Annotated in this window: 14 protein-coding genes; 11 read left to right on the forward strand and 3 right to left on the reverse strand. The window is 60.9% G+C overall.

Going from position 1 to position 16,815, the window contains the following annotated elements:
- Positions 1-4: 4 nt before the first annotated feature.
- Positions 5-1,150 carry a putative ABC transporter substrate-binding protein YdcS gene (gene ydcS / locus GVK32_RS08070; RefSeq protein WP_159870066.1) on the reverse strand — a complete coding sequence of 382 codons (1,146 nt, stop codon included), beginning with the start codon at positions 1,148-1,150 and terminating at the stop codon, positions 5-7.
- A gap of 299 nt (positions 1,151-1,449) precedes the next feature.
- Positions 1,450-2,868: a PLP-dependent aminotransferase family protein gene (locus GVK32_RS08075; protein WP_159870069.1), complete on the reverse strand. Its 1,419-nt coding sequence runs from the start codon at positions 2,866-2,868 to the stop codon at positions 1,450-1,452.
- Between the two features lie 310 nt (positions 2,869-3,178).
- On the opposite strand from GVK32_RS08075, the gene GVK32_RS08080 reads away from it, so the two are divergent.
- From GVK32_RS08080 to GVK32_RS08130, 11 genes are all read left to right on the forward strand, one after another.
- Entirely contained in the window at positions 3,179-4,654 is a 1,476-nt protein-coding gene (locus GVK32_RS08080; protein ID WP_159870072.1) for an MFS transporter, read from the forward strand.
- Positions 4,651-6,180, forward strand: a complete 1,530-nt coding sequence (locus GVK32_RS08085; protein WP_159870075.1) for an FGGY family carbohydrate kinase — start codon at positions 4,651-4,653, stop codon at positions 6,178-6,180. The genes GVK32_RS08080 and GVK32_RS08085 overlap by 4 nt, the downstream gene beginning before the upstream one ends.
- Before the next feature lie 8 nt (positions 6,181-6,188).
- Positions 6,189-7,868, forward strand: a complete 1,680-nt coding sequence (locus GVK32_RS08090) for a glycerol-3-phosphate dehydrogenase/oxidase (protein ID WP_159870078.1) — start codon at positions 6,189-6,191, stop codon at positions 7,866-7,868.
- Positions 7,865-9,427: an FAD-binding oxidoreductase gene (locus GVK32_RS08095; protein ID WP_159870081.1), complete on the forward strand. Its 1,563-nt coding sequence runs from the start codon at positions 7,865-7,867 to the stop codon at positions 9,425-9,427. The genes GVK32_RS08090 and GVK32_RS08095 overlap by 4 nt, the downstream gene beginning before the upstream one ends.
- Entirely contained in the window at positions 9,424-9,999 is a 576-nt protein-coding gene (locus GVK32_RS08100) for a glycerol-3-phosphate responsive antiterminator (protein WP_132510564.1), read from the forward strand. Before GVK32_RS08095 ends, GVK32_RS08100 begins: the two co-directional genes overlap by 4 nt.
- An 18-nt stretch (positions 10,000-10,017) precedes the next feature.
- Entirely contained in the window at positions 10,018-10,332 is a 315-nt protein-coding gene (locus GVK32_RS08105) for a putative quinol monooxygenase (RefSeq protein WP_159870084.1), read from the forward strand.
- A gap of 9 nt (positions 10,333-10,341) precedes the next feature.
- The gene (locus GVK32_RS08110; protein ID WP_159870087.1) at positions 10,342-11,508 is read left to right on the forward strand and encodes an iron-containing alcohol dehydrogenase; all 1,167 of its coding nucleotides are present in this window, start codon (positions 10,342-10,344) and stop codon (positions 11,506-11,508) included.
- Positions 11,509-11,726: 218 nt separating this feature from the next.
- The gene (locus GVK32_RS08115) at positions 11,727-13,124 is read left to right on the forward strand and encodes a cytochrome ubiquinol oxidase subunit I (protein ID WP_115192872.1); all 1,398 of its coding nucleotides are present in this window, start codon (positions 11,727-11,729) and stop codon (positions 13,122-13,124) included.
- The gene (cydB, locus tag GVK32_RS08120) at positions 13,124-14,134 is read left to right on the forward strand and encodes a cytochrome d ubiquinol oxidase subunit II (RefSeq protein WP_159870090.1); all 1,011 of its coding nucleotides are present in this window, start codon (positions 13,124-13,126) and stop codon (positions 14,132-14,134) included. The genes GVK32_RS08115 and cydB overlap by 1 nt, the downstream gene beginning before the upstream one ends.
- Positions 14,134-14,259 (forward strand): DUF2474 domain-containing protein, encoded by a 126-nt coding sequence (locus tag GVK32_RS08125; RefSeq protein WP_071844918.1) that lies wholly within the window; start codon positions 14,134-14,136, stop codon positions 14,257-14,259. Before cydB ends, GVK32_RS08125 begins: the two co-directional genes overlap by 1 nt.
- A gap of 163 nt (positions 14,260-14,422) precedes the next feature.
- Positions 14,423-14,656 carry a DUF2554 family protein gene (locus GVK32_RS08130; protein ID WP_045855218.1) on the forward strand — a complete coding sequence of 78 codons (234 nt, stop codon included), beginning with the start codon at positions 14,423-14,425 and terminating at the stop codon, positions 14,654-14,656.
- Between the two features lie 12 nt (positions 14,657-14,668).
- Here GVK32_RS08130 and GVK32_RS08135 read toward each other — a convergent pair whose 3' ends face one another.
- On the reverse strand, positions 14,669-16,633 hold the full coding sequence (locus tag GVK32_RS08135) for a U32 family peptidase (RefSeq protein ID WP_159870093.1): 1,965 nt from the start codon (positions 16,631-16,633) through the stop codon (positions 14,669-14,671).
- Positions 16,634-16,815: the final 182 nt, after the last annotated feature.

The following is a 16,815-nucleotide window of genomic DNA, read 5'->3' on the forward strand; positions in this document are numbered from 1 at the left end:
CCGCTCAACGGCCGCCCATAATCGCGATATAGTCCTGGGTCCAGCGGCTGTAAGGGACGAACTTGCCGCCTTCCGCAATCGGGGTCTTCCAGAAGGCAATTTTGGCGAACTGATTATAGCCGTTGGTTTCGCAGCCTTTTTCTCCCAGCAGCGGGCTGGCTTTACAGCCCTGCGGCACCACCGGCAGCGAGCCGAACCACGCCGCCACGTCGCCCTGGACCTTCGGCGTCAGCGACCAGTTCATCCATTTATAGGCGCACACCGGATGCTTAGCATCGCTGTGCAGCATGGTGGTATCCGCCCAGCCGGTCACCCCCTCTTTCGGGAAGACGGTGGCGATAGGCTGGCCTTCAGCCTTGAGGCCGTTAGCCTGATACGGCCACGCGCTGGAGGCGACCACGCCTTCGTTTTTGAAGTCGCTCATCTGCACGGTGGTGTCGTGCCAGTAGCGGTGAATCAGCCCGCGCTGGTCGCGCAGCACCTTCAACACCGCCTGATACTGCTCCTCGGTAAGCTGATAGGGGTCGCTAATACCGAGCTGCGGCTGGGTGGCCTTGACGAACAGCGCCGCGTCGGCGATATAGATTGGGCCGTCGTAGGCCTGAACCCGGCCCTGGTTGCTTTTACCGTCGCTAAGATTTTGTTTTACAAACACCACGTTCCAGCTGTCCGGCGGGGTCGGGAACACTTTGGTGTTGTACATCAGCAGGTTTGGTCCCCACTGGTAGGGCGTACCGTAGACTTTACCGCCCACGTTGAACCACGCGCCTTTCTCCACCCGCGGGTCGAGCGTCTTCCAGTTGGCGATCAGCGCCGGGTTAATCGGCTGCACGCGCTTGCCCATAATCAGGCGCAGCGACGCGTCGCCGGAGGCGGTCACCAGGTCATAACCCCCTTTCGCCATCAGGCTGACCATCTCATCAGAGGTGGCGGCGGTTTTCACGTTGACCTGGCATCCGCTCTCTTTTTCAAACTGGGTAACCCAGTCGTAGTTTTTATCCGTCTGACCGCGTTCGATATATCCCGGCCAGGCAATGATATCGAGCCGGCCTTCGCCTTTATCCAACGACGTCGGCGGCTCGGCGGCCTGGGCGGTCAGGAAGGCCATACCCAGCACGCAGAGGCTGCCACGGGCAATTTTTTTGCTCATCGGGTGTTACTCCTGTCACAATAAAATTAGCGGCAGCCGTGCCGTAAAAATATCTCCCTTAATAACAGTAGACGGCGCGCTATGCCCCTCACGGGAAATTTATTCAGGTTGTGACAAAGGGCGCATTCCGTAAAAACCGGCAAAATCTGGACAACAATATGGATTATAGACAAGGAGTTAGGGGCAGAGAATGGGTATGCGAATTTCCTATGATCGATACCGGTAAAATAATGACCGGTATCGTCTGATAATAGTATTTAGTTATTTTCTGCCAGCCGTTGAGCAGTAGAAAAATAAGTCTAAGGCTCAGCCAGCAGCTCGCGAATAAGCTCGCCCAGGCGTTTAACCCCCTGCTCTTCTCTCTCCCCCCAGCCCCAGGCGGTATTGAAGCGGAAGAACGAGGTCCAGCTGGCGGTGGTGGAGAACATTTTTCCCGGCGCAATGCTGATGTTGTCGCGCAGGGCGCGCGCGCTCAGCTCCCCGGCATCGGCGCCCGCCGGCAGCTCCAGCCAGAGAAAGTAGCCGCTGTCGCTATGGTGAATTTTGACTTCGGCGGGCAGATGGCGCAGCAGCGCTTGCCAGGCCTGCTGCTTGCGCTCGGCCAGCTGGCGGCGCAGGCGCCGCAGATGGGCGTCGTAGCGCCGGGTCGACAGATAGTCCACCAGCGCCATCTGCATCGGCGAGCTGGTCGACAGCGTGCTCATCAGCTGCAGTTGCTGAATGCGCCGGGCGTGTTTGCCGGCGGCCACCCAGCCGATGCGAAAGCCCGGCACCAGGCATTTGGAAAAGGAGCTGCAGTGGAGCGTCATATCCTGGCGGTCCCAGAATTTGGCGGGCAGCGGCTTCTCGCGGCCAAAATAGAGCTCGCTGTAGACGTCATCTTCAATCAGCACCACGCCGTAGCGCGCCAGCAGCTCGACCAGCCGCGCCTTTTTCTCCGCGCTGAGGGTAAAGCCGAGCGGGTTCTGGCCGTTGGTCATCAGCCAGCAGGCCTTCACCGGATAGCTCTGCAGCGCCTGCTCCAGCGCCACCAGATCGATCCCCTCTTTAACGTCCGTCGCCACCGACAGCGCCTTCAGCCGCAGCCTTTCCAGCGCCTGCAGCGCGCCATAGAAGCAGGGATTTTCCACCACCACCCAGTCGCCGGGCTCCGTGACCGCCTGCAGGCTGAGGTTGAGCGCCTCCAGCGCGCCGGCGGTGATCACTATCTCATCCGGCGAAATGTTCATCCCCTGCAGCGCGTAGCGGCGGGCAATCGCGTGGCGCAGCTCGTCGTTACCCGGCGGCAGGTTTTCAATCACGCTCATCGCCGTTGCGGTTTTGCTGACCTGCGCCAGAGAACGGTTTAGCTGCTGGAGCGGAAACAGGCGCGGGTCGGGAAAAGCGGAGGCAAAAGGCAGCATCGAGGCCTGGCGGCTGGCCTGCAGCACCTCAAAAATGTAGGTATTAATGTCCACCGATTCATGGCGGGTCACCTGCGCCGGCGGCGCCGGCTGGCGCGACTTAACCGGCCTGGGCGCAACGTAGTAGCCCGACTGCGGACGGGCGATAATCCGCCCCTGGCTCTCCAGCAGCTGATAGGCGTGGCTGACCGTCATGAAACTCATTCCGCTACTGACCACCTGCTCGCGCAGCGAGGGCAAGCGGTCGCCGGGCTGCCAGACGCCGAGCGCAATCTGTTCGGTCAGCTGCTGTGCCAGCTGTTGGTATTTTTTCATAGGTGAGTCCGCGGATGAACGTTGTGGCCCATAGTATAACAGCTGATAAAAAATGGCAGTTTATAAAAACTGTTATGCACGACGTCACCGCGTTTCCACGCGACCGCTTTAGATCTAAATATTAACAAATGAGTTACAAGTCACAAAACGGGTCTAAAGCATCATTGCTGCTTTGACAGCGCCCTTTCTCCCTTCTAGAGTTCAGCCTACAGATTTTAGATTAGAGACTATCTGTCATTCATTAAGATGGTCTCTCATTGCCTTTTCTGTATGTAGCGGCCCTCTTTCGAGTCATGTAAAGGAGACCGCTATGTCTGTCGATATACCCTCAGCTAAAAAGAATATCCGCGGCATTGACGATATTATTCAGTTTATTGATGCTCAGCCGCGCATTGCGGGAAAAGCCGGTATTATCTGGTGGCTAGCCCTCGGTGGTTTATTTTTAGACGCTTTCTCCAATTCGGCCCTGAGCGCTGGATTAAACCCGATGACCCGCGATTTGCAGTTAAGCGCAACGGATATTGCGCTGCTGACCTCATTCTCATCGTGGGTGGCGATTATTTTTAATCCGGTCGGCGGCTGGATTGCCGACCGTTGGGGTCGGGTGACACCGCTGATTGCGGCAAAAATATGCGCGGTCGTGGGTGCCCTCCTCGTCACTTTTTCTCCTGATTTCAGCACCATAATCACCGGAAGATTCTTTGTCGGTATTGCCTACGGCATGGACTTCGCGGTGGCAATGGCAATGCTGGCAGAGTTTACGCCCGCCCGTTTAAAAAGTCGCCTCAATACCTGGCAAGGGGTCTGGTACGTTGCCGTTTGTTTAAACCTGGGGCTGGCGCTTCTGTTTTATTCATGGAACGTCGGCGACACCATCTGGCGTTATTCCATTGCCGTCACGGCACTCTGTGGGCTTATTATTCTGGTGCTGCAAATGCGTTACCTGGTAGAAAGTCCGGTATGGTTAGCGCGCAGATCCCGGCTCAGCGATGCCGTCACGGCGATGAGGAAAATATATGGCGATCGCTTTATTCTCGCCCCCGTCGGCGAGCAGCAGGCGATTATCGGTCAGGCGCAGAAAGGCATTAAAAACGTTCTGCTTATTTTTCGCGGAGTTTATTTACCGCGCACGATACTGGCCTCTACGGTGCAAATCTGTCAGTCGATTCAGTATTTCGGCGTGGGCTGGTACCTGCCAGTAATCAGCGCCAGTCTGTTCGGTAAAAACTTCGTTTACGCTACTCTTGGTTCACTATTTTTTAACATATTCGGTATTGTCGGCGGCTTCCTTTCGCCGCTTATTGGTCGCCGCCTCGGGCTGCGTCGCTCTTCGGCGATAGGTTTTGCCATCGCCTTCCTGGTCTTGCTGACGCTCGGGATGTACAGCGACACGATGCCGCTGTGGGCCTCGCTGATGGTGCCGGCGCTGTTTATCTTATTTCACTCCGGCGGCCCCGGCGCCAACGGCAAAAGCCTCTCCTCCCTGTCGTTTCGCAGCGAACTACGCGCCGGCGCCAACGGCATCGTCGGCGCGCTCGGCGCGATTGGCGCCGCTCTCGGCCTGTTTATCTTCCCTATCTTCCGCGAGCAGTACGGCCTGCAGAGCACCTTTTTGATCATGTCAGCGGTGCCACTATTCGCCAGCATCGTCTGCTTTTGCATCTCCTGGGATCCGACGCGGAGCGCGATCCAGCCGGATAACGAGCCCGGCGCTCCGCAGTTCGACCAGTCATCCAGCACGCGCCTACCGCCGGTGGCGCAGGAAACCGGCAGAGGAACAAAATGAAATATTCGCAGAACGTTATTCTGTCCATTGATGAAGGAACCTCCGGCACCCGCGCCGCGGTCGTTTGTCAGGACGGCCAGGTTCACTGCCTGGAATATCACCCGCTTCGGGTGAGCAGCCCGCGCCACGGCGTGGTGGAGCAGGATGCCGACGACATTCTGGCAACAACCCTGGCCGTTTGTCGCCAGACCATCGCCCAGGCCCGCAGCCTGAATATGCAGATTCAGGCCATCGCCATCGCCACTCAGCGCTCAACCGCCGTGCTTTGGGATAGCGAAACCGGCAAGGCGCTGGTGCCGGCAATGGTGTGGCAGGATTCACGCTACGCGCAACCGCTGAGGCAGATGGCCGGAGTCTGGGACCGTCAGCTATTGCAGCATACCGGTCGTCCGGTAGGCGTTCGCTCCCCCTATCTGTGGGCCGCGCGCCATCTGGCCGACTCGCCGACGGTCAGCGCGGCGCATAAAGCCGGACGCCTGATGTTCGGCACTATCGACAGCTGGCTGCTGTGGCATCTCACCGAAGAGCGCCGCTGCCTCTCCACGCCAACCAACGCCACCTCGGCCGGAGCCTATCGGATCCGCGAGCACCGCTATTACGCGCCGTGGCTGGAGGCGCTCGGCTTCCCGGAGCGGCTGCTGCCTGAGCTGGTCGACGATGCGGGCGCCCTCGGCACCACCCGCAAAGCGCTGCTCGGCATCGCCGTGCCGGTGCTCGCCTGCATGGGTGACCAGTTTGCCGGCGCCGCCGGGCTGGGCTGCATCAGCCGCGGGCAATCGCTCTGTATGCACGGCACCGGCAGCTTTGTCGATCTGCTGGTGGGAGAGCAGGTGCCGACCCTGCAACACGCCGGCGACAGCACGCTGGTGATGACCGCCCGTCGCCAGCACGGCGTGTCGCACTACTCCGTCGAAACCTTCGTCCCGACCACCGGCTCCGCCCTCAACTGGCTGTGCGAACAGCTCGGCTGGTTTGATAGCCCGCAGCAGATTAGCGCCCTCGCGGCGCAGGCCACCTGCTCCGGCGGCATCAGCTTTGTTCCGGCATTAACCGGGCTGAGAGTCCCCGACCTGCAGCCCGCGGCGCGCGCGTCGCTGAACGGCATCTCGATTTCCAGCACCCGGGCGCAGATTGCCAGAGCCATTCTTGAGGGCATCGCCCACTCGGTGGCCGCTTGTCTGCGCGCCAACGAGCAGGCAACCGGGCTCAGCGTGAGCGAACTGGTGGTCGGCGGCGGGATGTCAAACAGCGACGAGCTGATGCAAATCCAGGCCGACCTCAGCGGCATCCCGGTTCTGCGAATGGCCGAAACCGCGCGCGCCAGCCTTCGCGGCGCGGCGTTTCTCGCCGGATCCCAGGGGCTGCTCTGGGACTCTCTGGAAGCCGCCTGTCAAACTCTGCACGTCGCCCGCCGCTTTACGCCCGCTATCGATGGCGAGCGCCGCCGGCAGCAACGCACCCTTTGGGACAGCCGTATTCAGCAAGAGCTGGCGACGGCCACCCTCTCATCCCCTCACCTGGAGTAAAGGCGCCGATGAAGTTTTTTCCGTCTCGTAAAGCCAGTCAATCGCGCAGCGAAATGTTTGCCACCGCGCCGCTGCGCCTGCAGCGCGATGAACAGCTGGACGCGCTGGGCAGCGACGCGTTCGACATCCTGATCGTCGGCGGCGGCGTCACCGGTGCCTATACCGCGCTGGACGCCAGCCTGCGCGGCTATCGCGTGGCGCTGGTCGAAAAAAGCGATTTTGCCTCCGGCACCTCGTCGAAATCGTCAAAAATGGTTCACGGCGGGCTGCGCTACATTGAACAGGGCAATTTAGGGCTGGTGCGCCACTCCCTGCTCGAGCGCCAGCGGCTGCGGCGCAACGCGCGCCACCTGGTTCAGCGTCTGCCGTTTATGTTTCCCGTGCTGGATAAAAACGGCATTTTCGATAAGCGCATGGCCTCAGCCTTCGAAAGCCTGCTGTGGACCTACGATCTTGCCGGCGGCTGGCGGGAGGGCATTCTGCACCAAAAGCTCACCCCGGCGGAGGTCCTCTCCCACTGCCCGACGCTGAATGAAGAACAGCTGTCCGGCGGCTTCATGTACTTCGACGCCCGGGTCGATGACGCCAGATTAACCCTGGCGCTGGTACGCACCGCCGCCTTTCACGGCGCGACGGTAGCCAACCATACGCGGGTGGTCGCCACCACCCGCGACGGTCATGGCAAGGTGAACGGCGCCATCGTCCACGCCGGCGATCGTGAGATTCAGGTTAAGGCCCGGACGGTAATTATGGCGACCGGCGTATGGCTGCGCGACTGGGATGGCCAGAAAAAAGAGACCCCGTCAGCGCTGCAAATTCGCCCGGCGAAAGGCGTTCATGTCGCTATTCCGTGGCTGAAAATCCGTAACGACTGCACGGTGACCATTCCCGTCGCCGGACGCAAGCGCCGCGCCACCATCACCCGCTGGGGCAACGTCTCCTATCTCGGCACCACCGATGAAGATTACGACGGCGATCTCGACGATGTCTGCTGCACCCGCCAGGAACTGGATTTTCTTCTTGATGGGGCGAACTCGGCGCTAAAAACCCAGCTCACGGCCCAGGACGTGGTGGGAAGCATCGCCGGCTGCCGTCCGCTGGTGGGCAGCCCGGGGGGCAAAACCGTCGAGATGAAGCGCAATCATCAGATCGACGTCGCGGCGGATGGCCTGATAACCATCGTCGGCGGTAAGCTCACCACCTCGCGTCATATGGCGGAGCAGACCGTCGATGTTGCCGCCAGACTACTTGGCCGCAGGCGGGCGTGCTCAACCAAAAGCGCCTTCCTGCTCGGCGCCGCTGGCTACGATCCGCAGGCGATCCTCGCCTCCGGCGGGCTCTCTGCTCATCTCGGGGAACGCTACGGCGCCGAGGCGCATTTCGTCAGCGACATCATCCAGCGCGCGCCAGAGCTACAAACGCCGCTGATTGCCGGTCTCCCTTATACCGAGGCCGAGGTGGTCTACGCCATCCGCCACGAGCTGGCCAGCAGCGTTGACGACATTCTGTCGCGCCGGCTCCGCGCGCGATTGATGGCACGGGACGCCTCCGCCGACGCCGCCGGGCGGGTGGGCGAATTATTACAGCAGGAACTCAACATGGCTCCGCAGACGGTAGCGCAGCAAATTGCGCGCTATCGTGCGGCCGTTAAACACGAAAAATCCGTTCTTATGGGGACTTCAGAATGATCAGTAAAGAAGCGCTTAAACGTGGCTATAACCGTGGAAACTATCGGGTTGGGGTACACACCCCGCCGGGCTGGGCGGCGCAGCAGATGCCCGAAGGTTCGGGGCCGGGCATGCAACGTGACCCTGTCACGGTCAGTGAGGCGGTCGTCGACCAGCTGCGCGCCGTCGCGGATGAGGTGCTCACCGCCCGCCGCGACGTGGTGAACTGGACCCGGGACTGGTGGGCCGCCTCGATGATTGCGGAAACAGAAGGTTCTCCCGCCACGCAGGTTGCCACCATCGTACGGGTCTCCAGCGTCGAGCAGATCCAGGCGGTAGCGCGGATTGCCAGCCACCAGCGAATACCGCTGACCGTCTCCGCCGGGCGCAGCAACGTCACCGGCGCGGCGCTGCCGGTGCGCGGCGGGATCGTGCTCGACGTCTGCGAGCTGAATCAACTGGTCTCCTTTGACCCACAGAGCCAGATTGTGGAGGTCGAAGCCGGGATGTTTGGCGACGTCTTTGAGCAGACTATCCAGCAACAGTTCGGGATGACGATGGGGCACTGGCCCTCCTCTTTTGGTATCAGTACGGTTGGCGGCTGGGTCGCCTGCCGCGGCGCGGGCCAGCTTTCAACCCGCTACGGCAAAATTGAGGATATGGTTTACGGCATGGACGTGGTGCTGGCCGACGGGCGCTTAATCACCGTCGGCGGCGCGCCGCGCAGCGCCACCGGGGCGGATCTCCAGCAGCTGTTTGTCGGCTCAGAAGGGACCCTCGGCATCATCGTCCGCGTGCGGCTGAAGCTGCACCGTCTGCCGGAGTATGGCCGCGCCATTGCCTGGGGCTTCGCCACTTTTGCCGAGGGCCTCGAAGCCTGCCGGCAGATCCTGCAGCGCGGAGCAACCCCGGCGGCCCTGCGGCTGTACGATAACCTGGAAAGCGGCGTGCAGTTCTCGCTGGCACAAACCAACGTCCTGCTGATTGCCGATGAGGGCGAGAAGGAGCTGGTCGATGCGGTGATGGCCATCTCCGCGCGCGTCTGCCGGGCGCAAAACGGCCAGCAGCTGGAGAGCGACCCGATATTCGAACGCTGGCTGGATACCCGCTATCTGACCGGTAAAAGCGCCGAGGGCTTTACGCGCAGCCCGGGGCTGGTCGCCGATACCCTCGAGATGATCGGCCGCTGGCGCGATCTGGCGGTGATTTACGACGAAGTGGTGGCGGCAATCGACGCCGTACCGGGAACGCTGGCCGGTTCCGCCCACCAGTCGCATGCCTATGTCGACGGCGCCTGTCTCTATTTTTCACTGCGCGGCGACGTTGAGGTTAGCGAGCGCGCGGCGTGGTATCGCGCCGCCTGGGATGCGGCAAACGCGGTGCTGATCCGCCACAACGCTTCTCTCAGCCATCATCATGGCGTAGGTTTATTACGTTCCCCTTATATGCAGGACTCGCTGGGCGAAGCGCTGACCGTTATGGCGGAGATCAAAGCGGCGCTCGATCCGCACAATATTCTCAATCCCGGCAAGCTAGGGCTGAGCGATGAGCTAACCCCGTCAGCGGCAGGTCAACCATGATCAAAAACCTCGGCACGCTTCTGGCGTGCCACCCGATTATTATGGCGATCTACGGCATCGATCGGCTGAAAATCGCCCTCACCAGCCGAGCGCAGGTGTGCATTATTGCCAATATCGACCTGATTAAGCTGCAGCCGGTGATCGCCCTGCTGGCCAAGGCGGATAAATACGTCATCGTCAATATCGACAGCTGCAGCGGGCTGTCGCAGGACAAAGGCGGCATCGACTATATTGCGGAAACCGGTGCCATGGGGCTGCTCTCCACGCGGCTGCAAACCGTGCAGCGGGCGAAGAAAAGCGGGCTGGTCACGATGCAAAAAATCTTCGTCACCGACCGCTCCACCTGGCTTCGCAGCCTCAATGCGCTGGAGCAGAGCGAGCCGGACTACGTGCAGCTAATGCCCGCGCCGATGCTGCCGCTGATCCCCCAGGCCGACCGCCAGCGGCTGCCGCCGATCGTCGCCTCCGGCTTTGTCAGCCATGAAGGCGACATTCGCAGCGCGCTCGGCAACGGCGCGACGGCGGTTTCCAGCAGCGACAGCGCGCTGTGGAACCTCCCTCTTTCTCGTTAATCAACGGAGCTAAACATCATGGCAAAACAGCAGCTACAGGTCATCGCCCACTACTTTACCCGCCGGGATGAAGTGGAGAATGTCGCCAACGCGCTGCGGGCGCTGGCGCAGGCCTCCCGCCAGGAGGTGGACAACATCAGCTATGACTTCTTCCAGTCGCGCGAAAACGGCCAGCACTTTGTGATCCTCGAGCGCTACCGCAGCGAAAACGGGCTCGACGCGCACCGGGCGACGCCGCACTTTCAACATATTGGCATCGAGGTCATCGCCCCGCGGCTCGAAAATAAGCAGGTTGAGAGTTTTTTAGTTCCGGCCGATGACGACGGCAAATAGGGAGGCATCATGAGCACAACGGGCAACGCATTCTCCTTTTCCACCGTCGGAACCCTGCTCGTCGAGTGGCAGGGCGCCGCGCGGCTGGACGAGATCGTCGCGCGCCATTTTACGGCCCAACGCATACTGCTGGTCACCGATCCGGGCCTGGTGAGCTCGGGGGCGCTGGCGCCGGCGGAAGAGGCGCTGCGCCGCGGTGGCTACGCAGTTACGCGCTTTGACCGGGTTGTCGCCGATCCGCCGGCCGCGCTGGCCCTGCAGGCGGCGGAAGCGGCCCGGGAAGCGCGCTGCGATCTGGTCATCGGCTTCGGCGGCGGCTCCTCGCTGGACGTCGCCAAAATTGCCGCCGCGCTCGCGCCTTCTCAGCAGCCCCTCGACGCGATGTACGGTATCGATAAGGTGACGGGCTCGCGTCTGCCGCTGATGCAGATCCCGACCACTGCGGGCACGGGTTCCGAAGTGACCAATATCGCTATTCTGACTACCGGGGAAAACAGCAAAATGGGCGTCGTCGCGCCCCAGCTTTTCTGCGACCTGGCGCTGCTTGACGCGCACCTGACGTTGGGCCTGCCGCCGATCCATACCGCTGCCGCGGCAATTGATGCCATGGTGCATGCCATCGAGGCCTACACCAGCGCACATAAAAAGAACCCGCTCTCTGACGCCCTCGCCCGTGAAGCGCTGCGCCTTATCAGCCGTCATCTGCTTCGCGCCTGCCACCACGGCGCCGATCGCGAGGCCAGGGAGGGGGTGCTGCTCGGGGCTATGCTGGCCGGACAGGCCTTTACCAACGCCCCGGTGGCGGCGGTCCACGCTCTGGCCTATCCGCTGGGTGGACGTTATCACGTACCGCACGGGCTCTCCAATGCCCTGATGCTGATACCGGTTCTGCACTTCAACGCTCCCGCCGCCGCGCCGCTGTATGCCGATCTTGCCGCCGCTATCGGCCTGCCGCTCAGCGGCGACGCGCAGCGGGATACGGCGCGATTTATTGCCGAGCTGACGCGTCTCATCGTCGCCAGCGGCGCGCCGCAGAGATTACGCGATGTCGGGATTGAGGAGACGCAACTGCAGCTGCTCGCTCGCGACGCGATGCAGCAAACCCGGCTGCTGATAAATAATCCGCTGCCGCTGAGCGAGTCCGACGCGCTCCGGCTTTATCAGCAGGTCTTTTAACCCGCCGCCGCCCCGCTGCGTCGTACGGATACTGCGCCGCAGCGGGGCGGCGTTTATCCCAACGCCGGCTATTCCCGCAGACCATTCGGCTGCAGCGGCTGAGAAAAATCCATAACAGTCACCCGACTGTTATGGGAAAAAAGAGCCTTTCTGCCTCTGCAACCAAAGGCAGGCGACGCCTAAAATTGCGCTGAATCAATTTTGTTGCGGAGCACTGCATGTTTGGTCTTGATGCATTCCACCTGGCGCGAATTCAATTCGCCTTTACCGTGTCGTTTCATATTATCTTTCCCGCCATCACCATCGGGCTTGCCAGCTATCTGGCGGTGCTGGAAGGGCTGTGGTTAAAAACCAAAAATCCCGTCTGGCGATCGCTGTATCACTTCTGGTCGAAAATTTTCGCCGTCAACTTCGGCATGGGCGTCGTCTCCGGGCTGGTGATGGCCTATCAGTTCGGCACCAACTGGAGCGGATTTTCTGAGTTCGCCGGCAGTATAACCGGGCCGCTACTGACCTATGAGGTGCTGACGGCCTTCTTCCTCGAAGCCGGTTTCCTCGGCGTGATGCTGTTCGGCTGGAACCGCGTCAGCCCCGGCATGCACTTCTTCGCCACCTGCATGGTGGCGACCGGGACCATCATTTCCACCTTCTGGATCCTCGCCTCCAACAGCTGGATGCAGACGCCGCAGGGCTTTGAGGTGGTCAACGGCCAGGTGGTGCCCGTCGACTGGTTTGCGGTGATATTCAACCCCTCATTCCCCTACCGCCTGCTGCATATGTCGGTCGCGGCCTTCCTCAGCAGCGCGCTGTTCGTCGGCGCGTCGGCGGCATGGCATCTGCTGCGCGGCAATCAAACCCCGGCCATTCGCGCGATGTTTTCGATGGCCCTGTGGATGACGCTGATCGTCGCCCCCATCCAGGCAATGATTGGCGATATGCACGGCCTGAACACGCTCGAGCATCAGCCGGCAAAAATTGCCGCCATCGAGGGACACTGGGAAAACCGCCCGGGGGAACCAACGCCGCTGCTGCTGTTCGGCTGGCCGGATATGCAGCAGGAACGCACCCGCTACGGCCTCGAAATTCCGGCGCTCGGTAGCCTGATCCTCACCCACAGCCTCGATAAACAGGTTCCGGCGCTGAAGGAGTTTGCGCCAGAGGACCGCCCCAATTCGACCATTGTATTCTGGTCATTTCGCCTGATGGCCGGCCTCGGCATGCTGATGATCCTGCTCGGAGCGCTGGCGCTGTGGCTGCGCTACCGCCGGCGGCTCTACCACTCGAAGCCCTTCCTGCGCTTTGCGCTTTGGATGGGGCCATCGGGGTTGATTGCCATCCTCGCCGGCTGGGTGACCACCGAGGTAGGCCGCCAGCCGTGGGTTGTCTATGGCGTGCAGCGCACCGCCGACGCCGTTTCCGCCCACGGCGACCTGCATATGACCATCAGCCTGCTGACGTTTTTCGTGGTCTACAGCTCGGTCTTTGGCGTCGGCTACAGCTATATGCTGCGCCTGATCCGCAAAGGCCCGCAGGAGGTCAATCCGCCGGTAAGCGGCACCCCGGCGCGTCCGCTTTCCGCCGCCACCGGCAATATTGAGCATAAGGAGTCCCACTAATGGCTATCGACCTGTCGGTAATCTGGTTTGCCATCATCGTTTTCGCCACCCTGATGTATATCGTCATGGACGGCTTCGATTTAGGGATTGGCATTTTATTCTGCACCATCCGCGACCCCGAGGATCGCAACGTGATGGTAAACAGCGTGGCCCCGGTGTGGGACGGAAATGAGACCTGGCTGGTGCTCGGAGGCGCGGCGCTGTTCGGCGCCTTTCCGCTGGCCTACGCGGTCATTATCGACGCGCTGGCGATCCCGCTGACGCTGATGCTGGTTGGCCTGATCTTTCGCGGAGTGGCATTTGAATTTCGCTTCCAGGCCACGCCGTCGCACCGGCCCTTCTGGGACCTGGCTTTTCTTGGCGGCTCCCTGCTGGCGACCTTTGCCCAGGGCGTGGTGGTCGGCGCGGTCATTAACGGCTTCCCGGTCAGCGGCCGCGCCTTTAGCGGCGGTATGCTCGACTGGCTTACGCCGTTCACCCTGTTTTGCGGCCTGGGGCTGAGCATCGCCTACGCGCTGCTGGGCGCCAGCTGGCTGGTGATGAAAAGCGAGGAGCCGCTGCAGGAAAAAATGCGCGGCGCGTCGCGGGCCCTGCTGCTGGCGCTGCTGGCGGTGATTGCCGCTATCAGCCTGTGGACCCCGCTGGCGCAGCCCACTATCGCCACGCGCTGGTTCAGCTTACCGAACCTCTTTTTCCTGCTGCCGGTTCCGCTACTGGTGCTGGCAATCAGCGTCTGGCTGTGGCGGGCGTTAGGCAGCCGCGACCATCACGCGCGCCCTTTCCTGCTGACGCTTGGGCTGGTGTTCCTCGGCTTTAGCGGGCTGGGGATCAGTATCTGGCCGCATATTATTCCGCCGGCCATCACCCTGTGGCAGGCCGCCGCGCCGCCGCAGAGCCAGGGATTTATGCTGGTAGGCGCAGCGCTGATTATTCCGGTGATCCTCGGCTATACCTTCTGGAGCTACTACGTATTCCGCGGCAAAGTTCAACACGGTGAGGGGTATCATTGATGAATCGATTATGGCTTAAGCAGATAGTCTGGATGGTTGCGCTGTGGGGCGGGAGCGTGCTGGCGCTGGCGGCGGTGAGTATGGGTTTTCGCCTGCTAATGACCGCTGCCGGGCTAAAAGTCTAGCGTTTTATCTTAACCGTCCATCAACCGGCAGCGCATCTGCCGGTTTTTTTATCTTCCGTCAGCCGGCGCTGACAGAGCCTTTTCCCTTCTTTGACTGGCATAGAAAAAAGCTCAACAACCGGCAGGCATAGTGGCTGCACTCGCCCCCCATACGGAACAGGATATGATCAGGAGATGCGTTTCGACGCTGCTGCTGCTGTGCGCGCTCTTTTCCGGTCACCTGCTGGCCCGCCAGCAGGGGCACGACTACTTCCCGGTCCCCAGCCTCGAACAGCGGCTGCTGCACGAGGCCGATTGCGACGAATTACGCAGCCAGTACGACGATGCGGCGTCGAATCTGCGCGAACAGCACCGCTGGCAGAACGCCCGTCGGGCTAAAACCTATTCCCGCAGCTAGTCCCGGCGTCGATCAGGCGCCTTTGCGTTTGGGCAAGGTTTTCAGCAGCTCATCCGGGCTGACGGAGGCGACGATGCTCCCCGGAAGCGGCATTTTCAGAATATGGTTCTTCATTTTGCCCACCACGTGCATTTCGCAGGGACGACAGTCAAACTTCAGCGTCAGCACCTCGTCGCCGTGAATCAGCTGCATCGGCGTGGCTTTCCAGCTCTTAATCGAACCTTTAGCCTGTTTCGGGCACAGGTTAAAGGCAAAGCGCAGGCAGTGCTTGGTGATCATCACCGGCACGTCGCCTTTCTCTTCGTGCGCTTCATAGGCGGCATCAATCAGCTTCACGCCGTAGCGCTGATAAAACTCGCGCGCCTTGTGGTTATAGACGTTCGCCAGGAACGAAAGATGGGTTTCCGGATAGACCGGCGGCGGTACGGACACCGCCTTGCGCTGGCCGCGAGGCACGGCGTCCAGGCGCGCCCGATCGAGACGCTCTACCGTGTCGCGACGCAGCTGATTGAGCAGGCCGTTGGGCACAAACAGCGCGCCGGGCAGCGCTATCTCGACGTTGCGGGCGAAATAGATGGTCTGGCCTAATTTCGCCACCCCGTCGCGCAGGTTGGCCAGCGCCTTATCGGCCTGGGTCGCTTCGGCAAACTCGCCGTCGAGGGTGTGGGTCACGCTGACGCCGTCTTCGCAGGTCATCGTCAACACCAGCTGTTCCTGCCAGCCGCTGAGAGTGATATCTACCGCAATCCGCCGCTCGCTGGAGGTCTTTTGCAGCGCCTGCTGCCAGTTGTGGTCGAGATTGCGGTTCAGAGCCTGATGCGGGCGCGCCTTATAAAGATCCGCCGGCATTTCGTTTGGCCATACGCGGTAGCGATTTTCACCGGTTTTCTCTACCGTATTGGCGCGAAAACCGACGATTTCGCGTTTGATCATCACGTTCAGGCCATCGCCATTGGTCAGCGCTTCGCTCACCTCAACGTCAAGATGGTCTTTACCCACCTTCAGCACTTCACCCACCGGCAGGCCGATAAACTTCGGTGAATCGAACGCGCCGATATCCCCTTTACGCGCGTTAACGAAATAGTCGGTGCTGCCGCGATGGAAGGTTTTATCCGTGGACGGCACGAAGAAATGCTCGGTGCGTCCGGCAGAGGAGCGCGCGAGATCGCCCCGGTCTTCAATGATTGCGTCCAGCATCTGACGATAGTGGGCGGTAATGTTCTTCACGTAGCTCATGTCTTTGTAGCGGCCCTCAATCTTGAAGGAGCGCACGCCGGCGTCGATCAGCTGGGCCAGGTTGGCGGTCTGATCGTTGTCTTTCATCGACAGGAGGTGTTTCTCATAGGCCACCACCCGGCCCTGGTCATCTTTCAGGGTATACGGCAGGCGACACGCCTGAGAGCAGTCGCCGCGGTTGGCGCTGCGCCCGGTCTGCGCGTGGGAGATATTGCACTGACCGGAGTAGGCCACGCACAGCGCGCCGTGAATAAAGAATTCAATCGTCGCGTCGGTGTGTTCGTAGATGGCCTTAATCTGCTGCAGATCCAGCTCGCGGGCCAGCACTATCTGGCTGAAGCCGACGTCGGAAAGAAACTTCGCTTTTTCAACGCTACGGATATCGCACTGGGTGCTGGCATGCAGCTCAATCGGCGGGATATCCAGCTGCATTACCCCCATATCCTGCACGATCAACGCATCAACGCCGGTTTCATACAGGTCGGTAATCAGGCGCTGCGCGGGCTCAAGCTCATCATCATGCAGGATGGTATTCAGCGTCACAAAAATCTTCGCGCCGTAGCGATGGGCGAAAGGCACCAGTTCGGCGATATCGCTGAGGCTGTTGCTGGCGTTGTGGCGCGCGCCAAAGCCCGGTCCGCCGATATAAACCGCGTCCGCGCCGTGTAAAATCGCTTCACGGGCGATCCCGGTATCGCGGGCGGGGCTAAGAAGTTCAAGATGATGGTTTTGCAGGCGCATACGATCGTCGTTATCCGTTATAGGGGGGCGAAATGGCGGCTATTGTAGTCAGAAGTGGGCAGAGACCAAAACAATTTCCGCCGACGCCGCAGGGTGAATTTTCAGATTCTGGCAAAGCATTGAAGGAAAAGCTATTTCCCAGCGAAAACGGCGCAGGATAAAGTCACCACGTATTCCGGATT

This window comes from Klebsiella sp. 18074 (genome assembly GCF_902705905.1).
GTDB classification, from domain to species: Bacteria; Pseudomonadota; Gammaproteobacteria; order Enterobacterales; family Enterobacteriaceae; genus Klebsiella; species Klebsiella terrigena.

Coding starts and splice junctions, on each gene's coding strand:
- GVK32_RS08100 (WP_132510564.1), top strand. CDS start 9,424: ATGATCAAAAACCTCGGCACGCTTCTGGCGTGCCACCCGATTATTATG.
- GVK32_RS08125 (WP_071844918.1), top strand. CDS start 14,134: ATGAATCGATTATGGCTTAAGCAGATAGTCTGGATGGTTGCGCTGTGG.
- GVK32_RS08075 (WP_159870069.1), bottom strand. CDS start 2,868: ATGAAAAAATACCAACAGCTGGCACAGCAGCTGACCGAACAGATTGCG.
- GVK32_RS08095 (WP_159870081.1), top strand. CDS start 7,865: ATGATCAGTAAAGAAGCGCTTAAACGTGGCTATAACCGTGGAAACTAT.
- cydB (WP_159870090.1), top strand. CDS start 13,124: ATGGCTATCGACCTGTCGGTAATCTGGTTTGCCATCATCGTTTTCGCC.
- ydcS (WP_159870066.1), bottom strand. CDS start 1,150: ATGAGCAAAAAAATTGCCCGTGGCAGCCTCTGCGTGCTGGGTATGGCC.
- GVK32_RS08085 (WP_159870075.1), top strand. CDS start 4,651: ATGAAATATTCGCAGAACGTTATTCTGTCCATTGATGAAGGAACCTCC.
- GVK32_RS08115 (WP_115192872.1), top strand. CDS start 11,727: ATGTTTGGTCTTGATGCATTCCACCTGGCGCGAATTCAATTCGCCTTT.
- GVK32_RS08130 (WP_045855218.1), top strand. CDS start 14,423: ATGATCAGGAGATGCGTTTCGACGCTGCTGCTGCTGTGCGCGCTCTTT.
- GVK32_RS08090 (WP_159870078.1), top strand. CDS start 6,189: ATGAAGTTTTTTCCGTCTCGTAAAGCCAGTCAATCGCGCAGCGAAATG.
- GVK32_RS08110 (WP_159870087.1), top strand. CDS start 10,342: ATGAGCACAACGGGCAACGCATTCTCCTTTTCCACCGTCGGAACCCTG.
- GVK32_RS08080 (WP_159870072.1), top strand. CDS start 3,179: ATGTCTGTCGATATACCCTCAGCTAAAAAGAATATCCGCGGCATTGAC.
- GVK32_RS08105 (WP_159870084.1), top strand. CDS start 10,018: ATGGCAAAACAGCAGCTACAGGTCATCGCCCACTACTTTACCCGCCGG.
- GVK32_RS08135 (WP_159870093.1), bottom strand. CDS start 16,633: ATGCGCCTGCAAAACCATCATCTTGAACTTCTTAGCCCCGCCCGCGAT.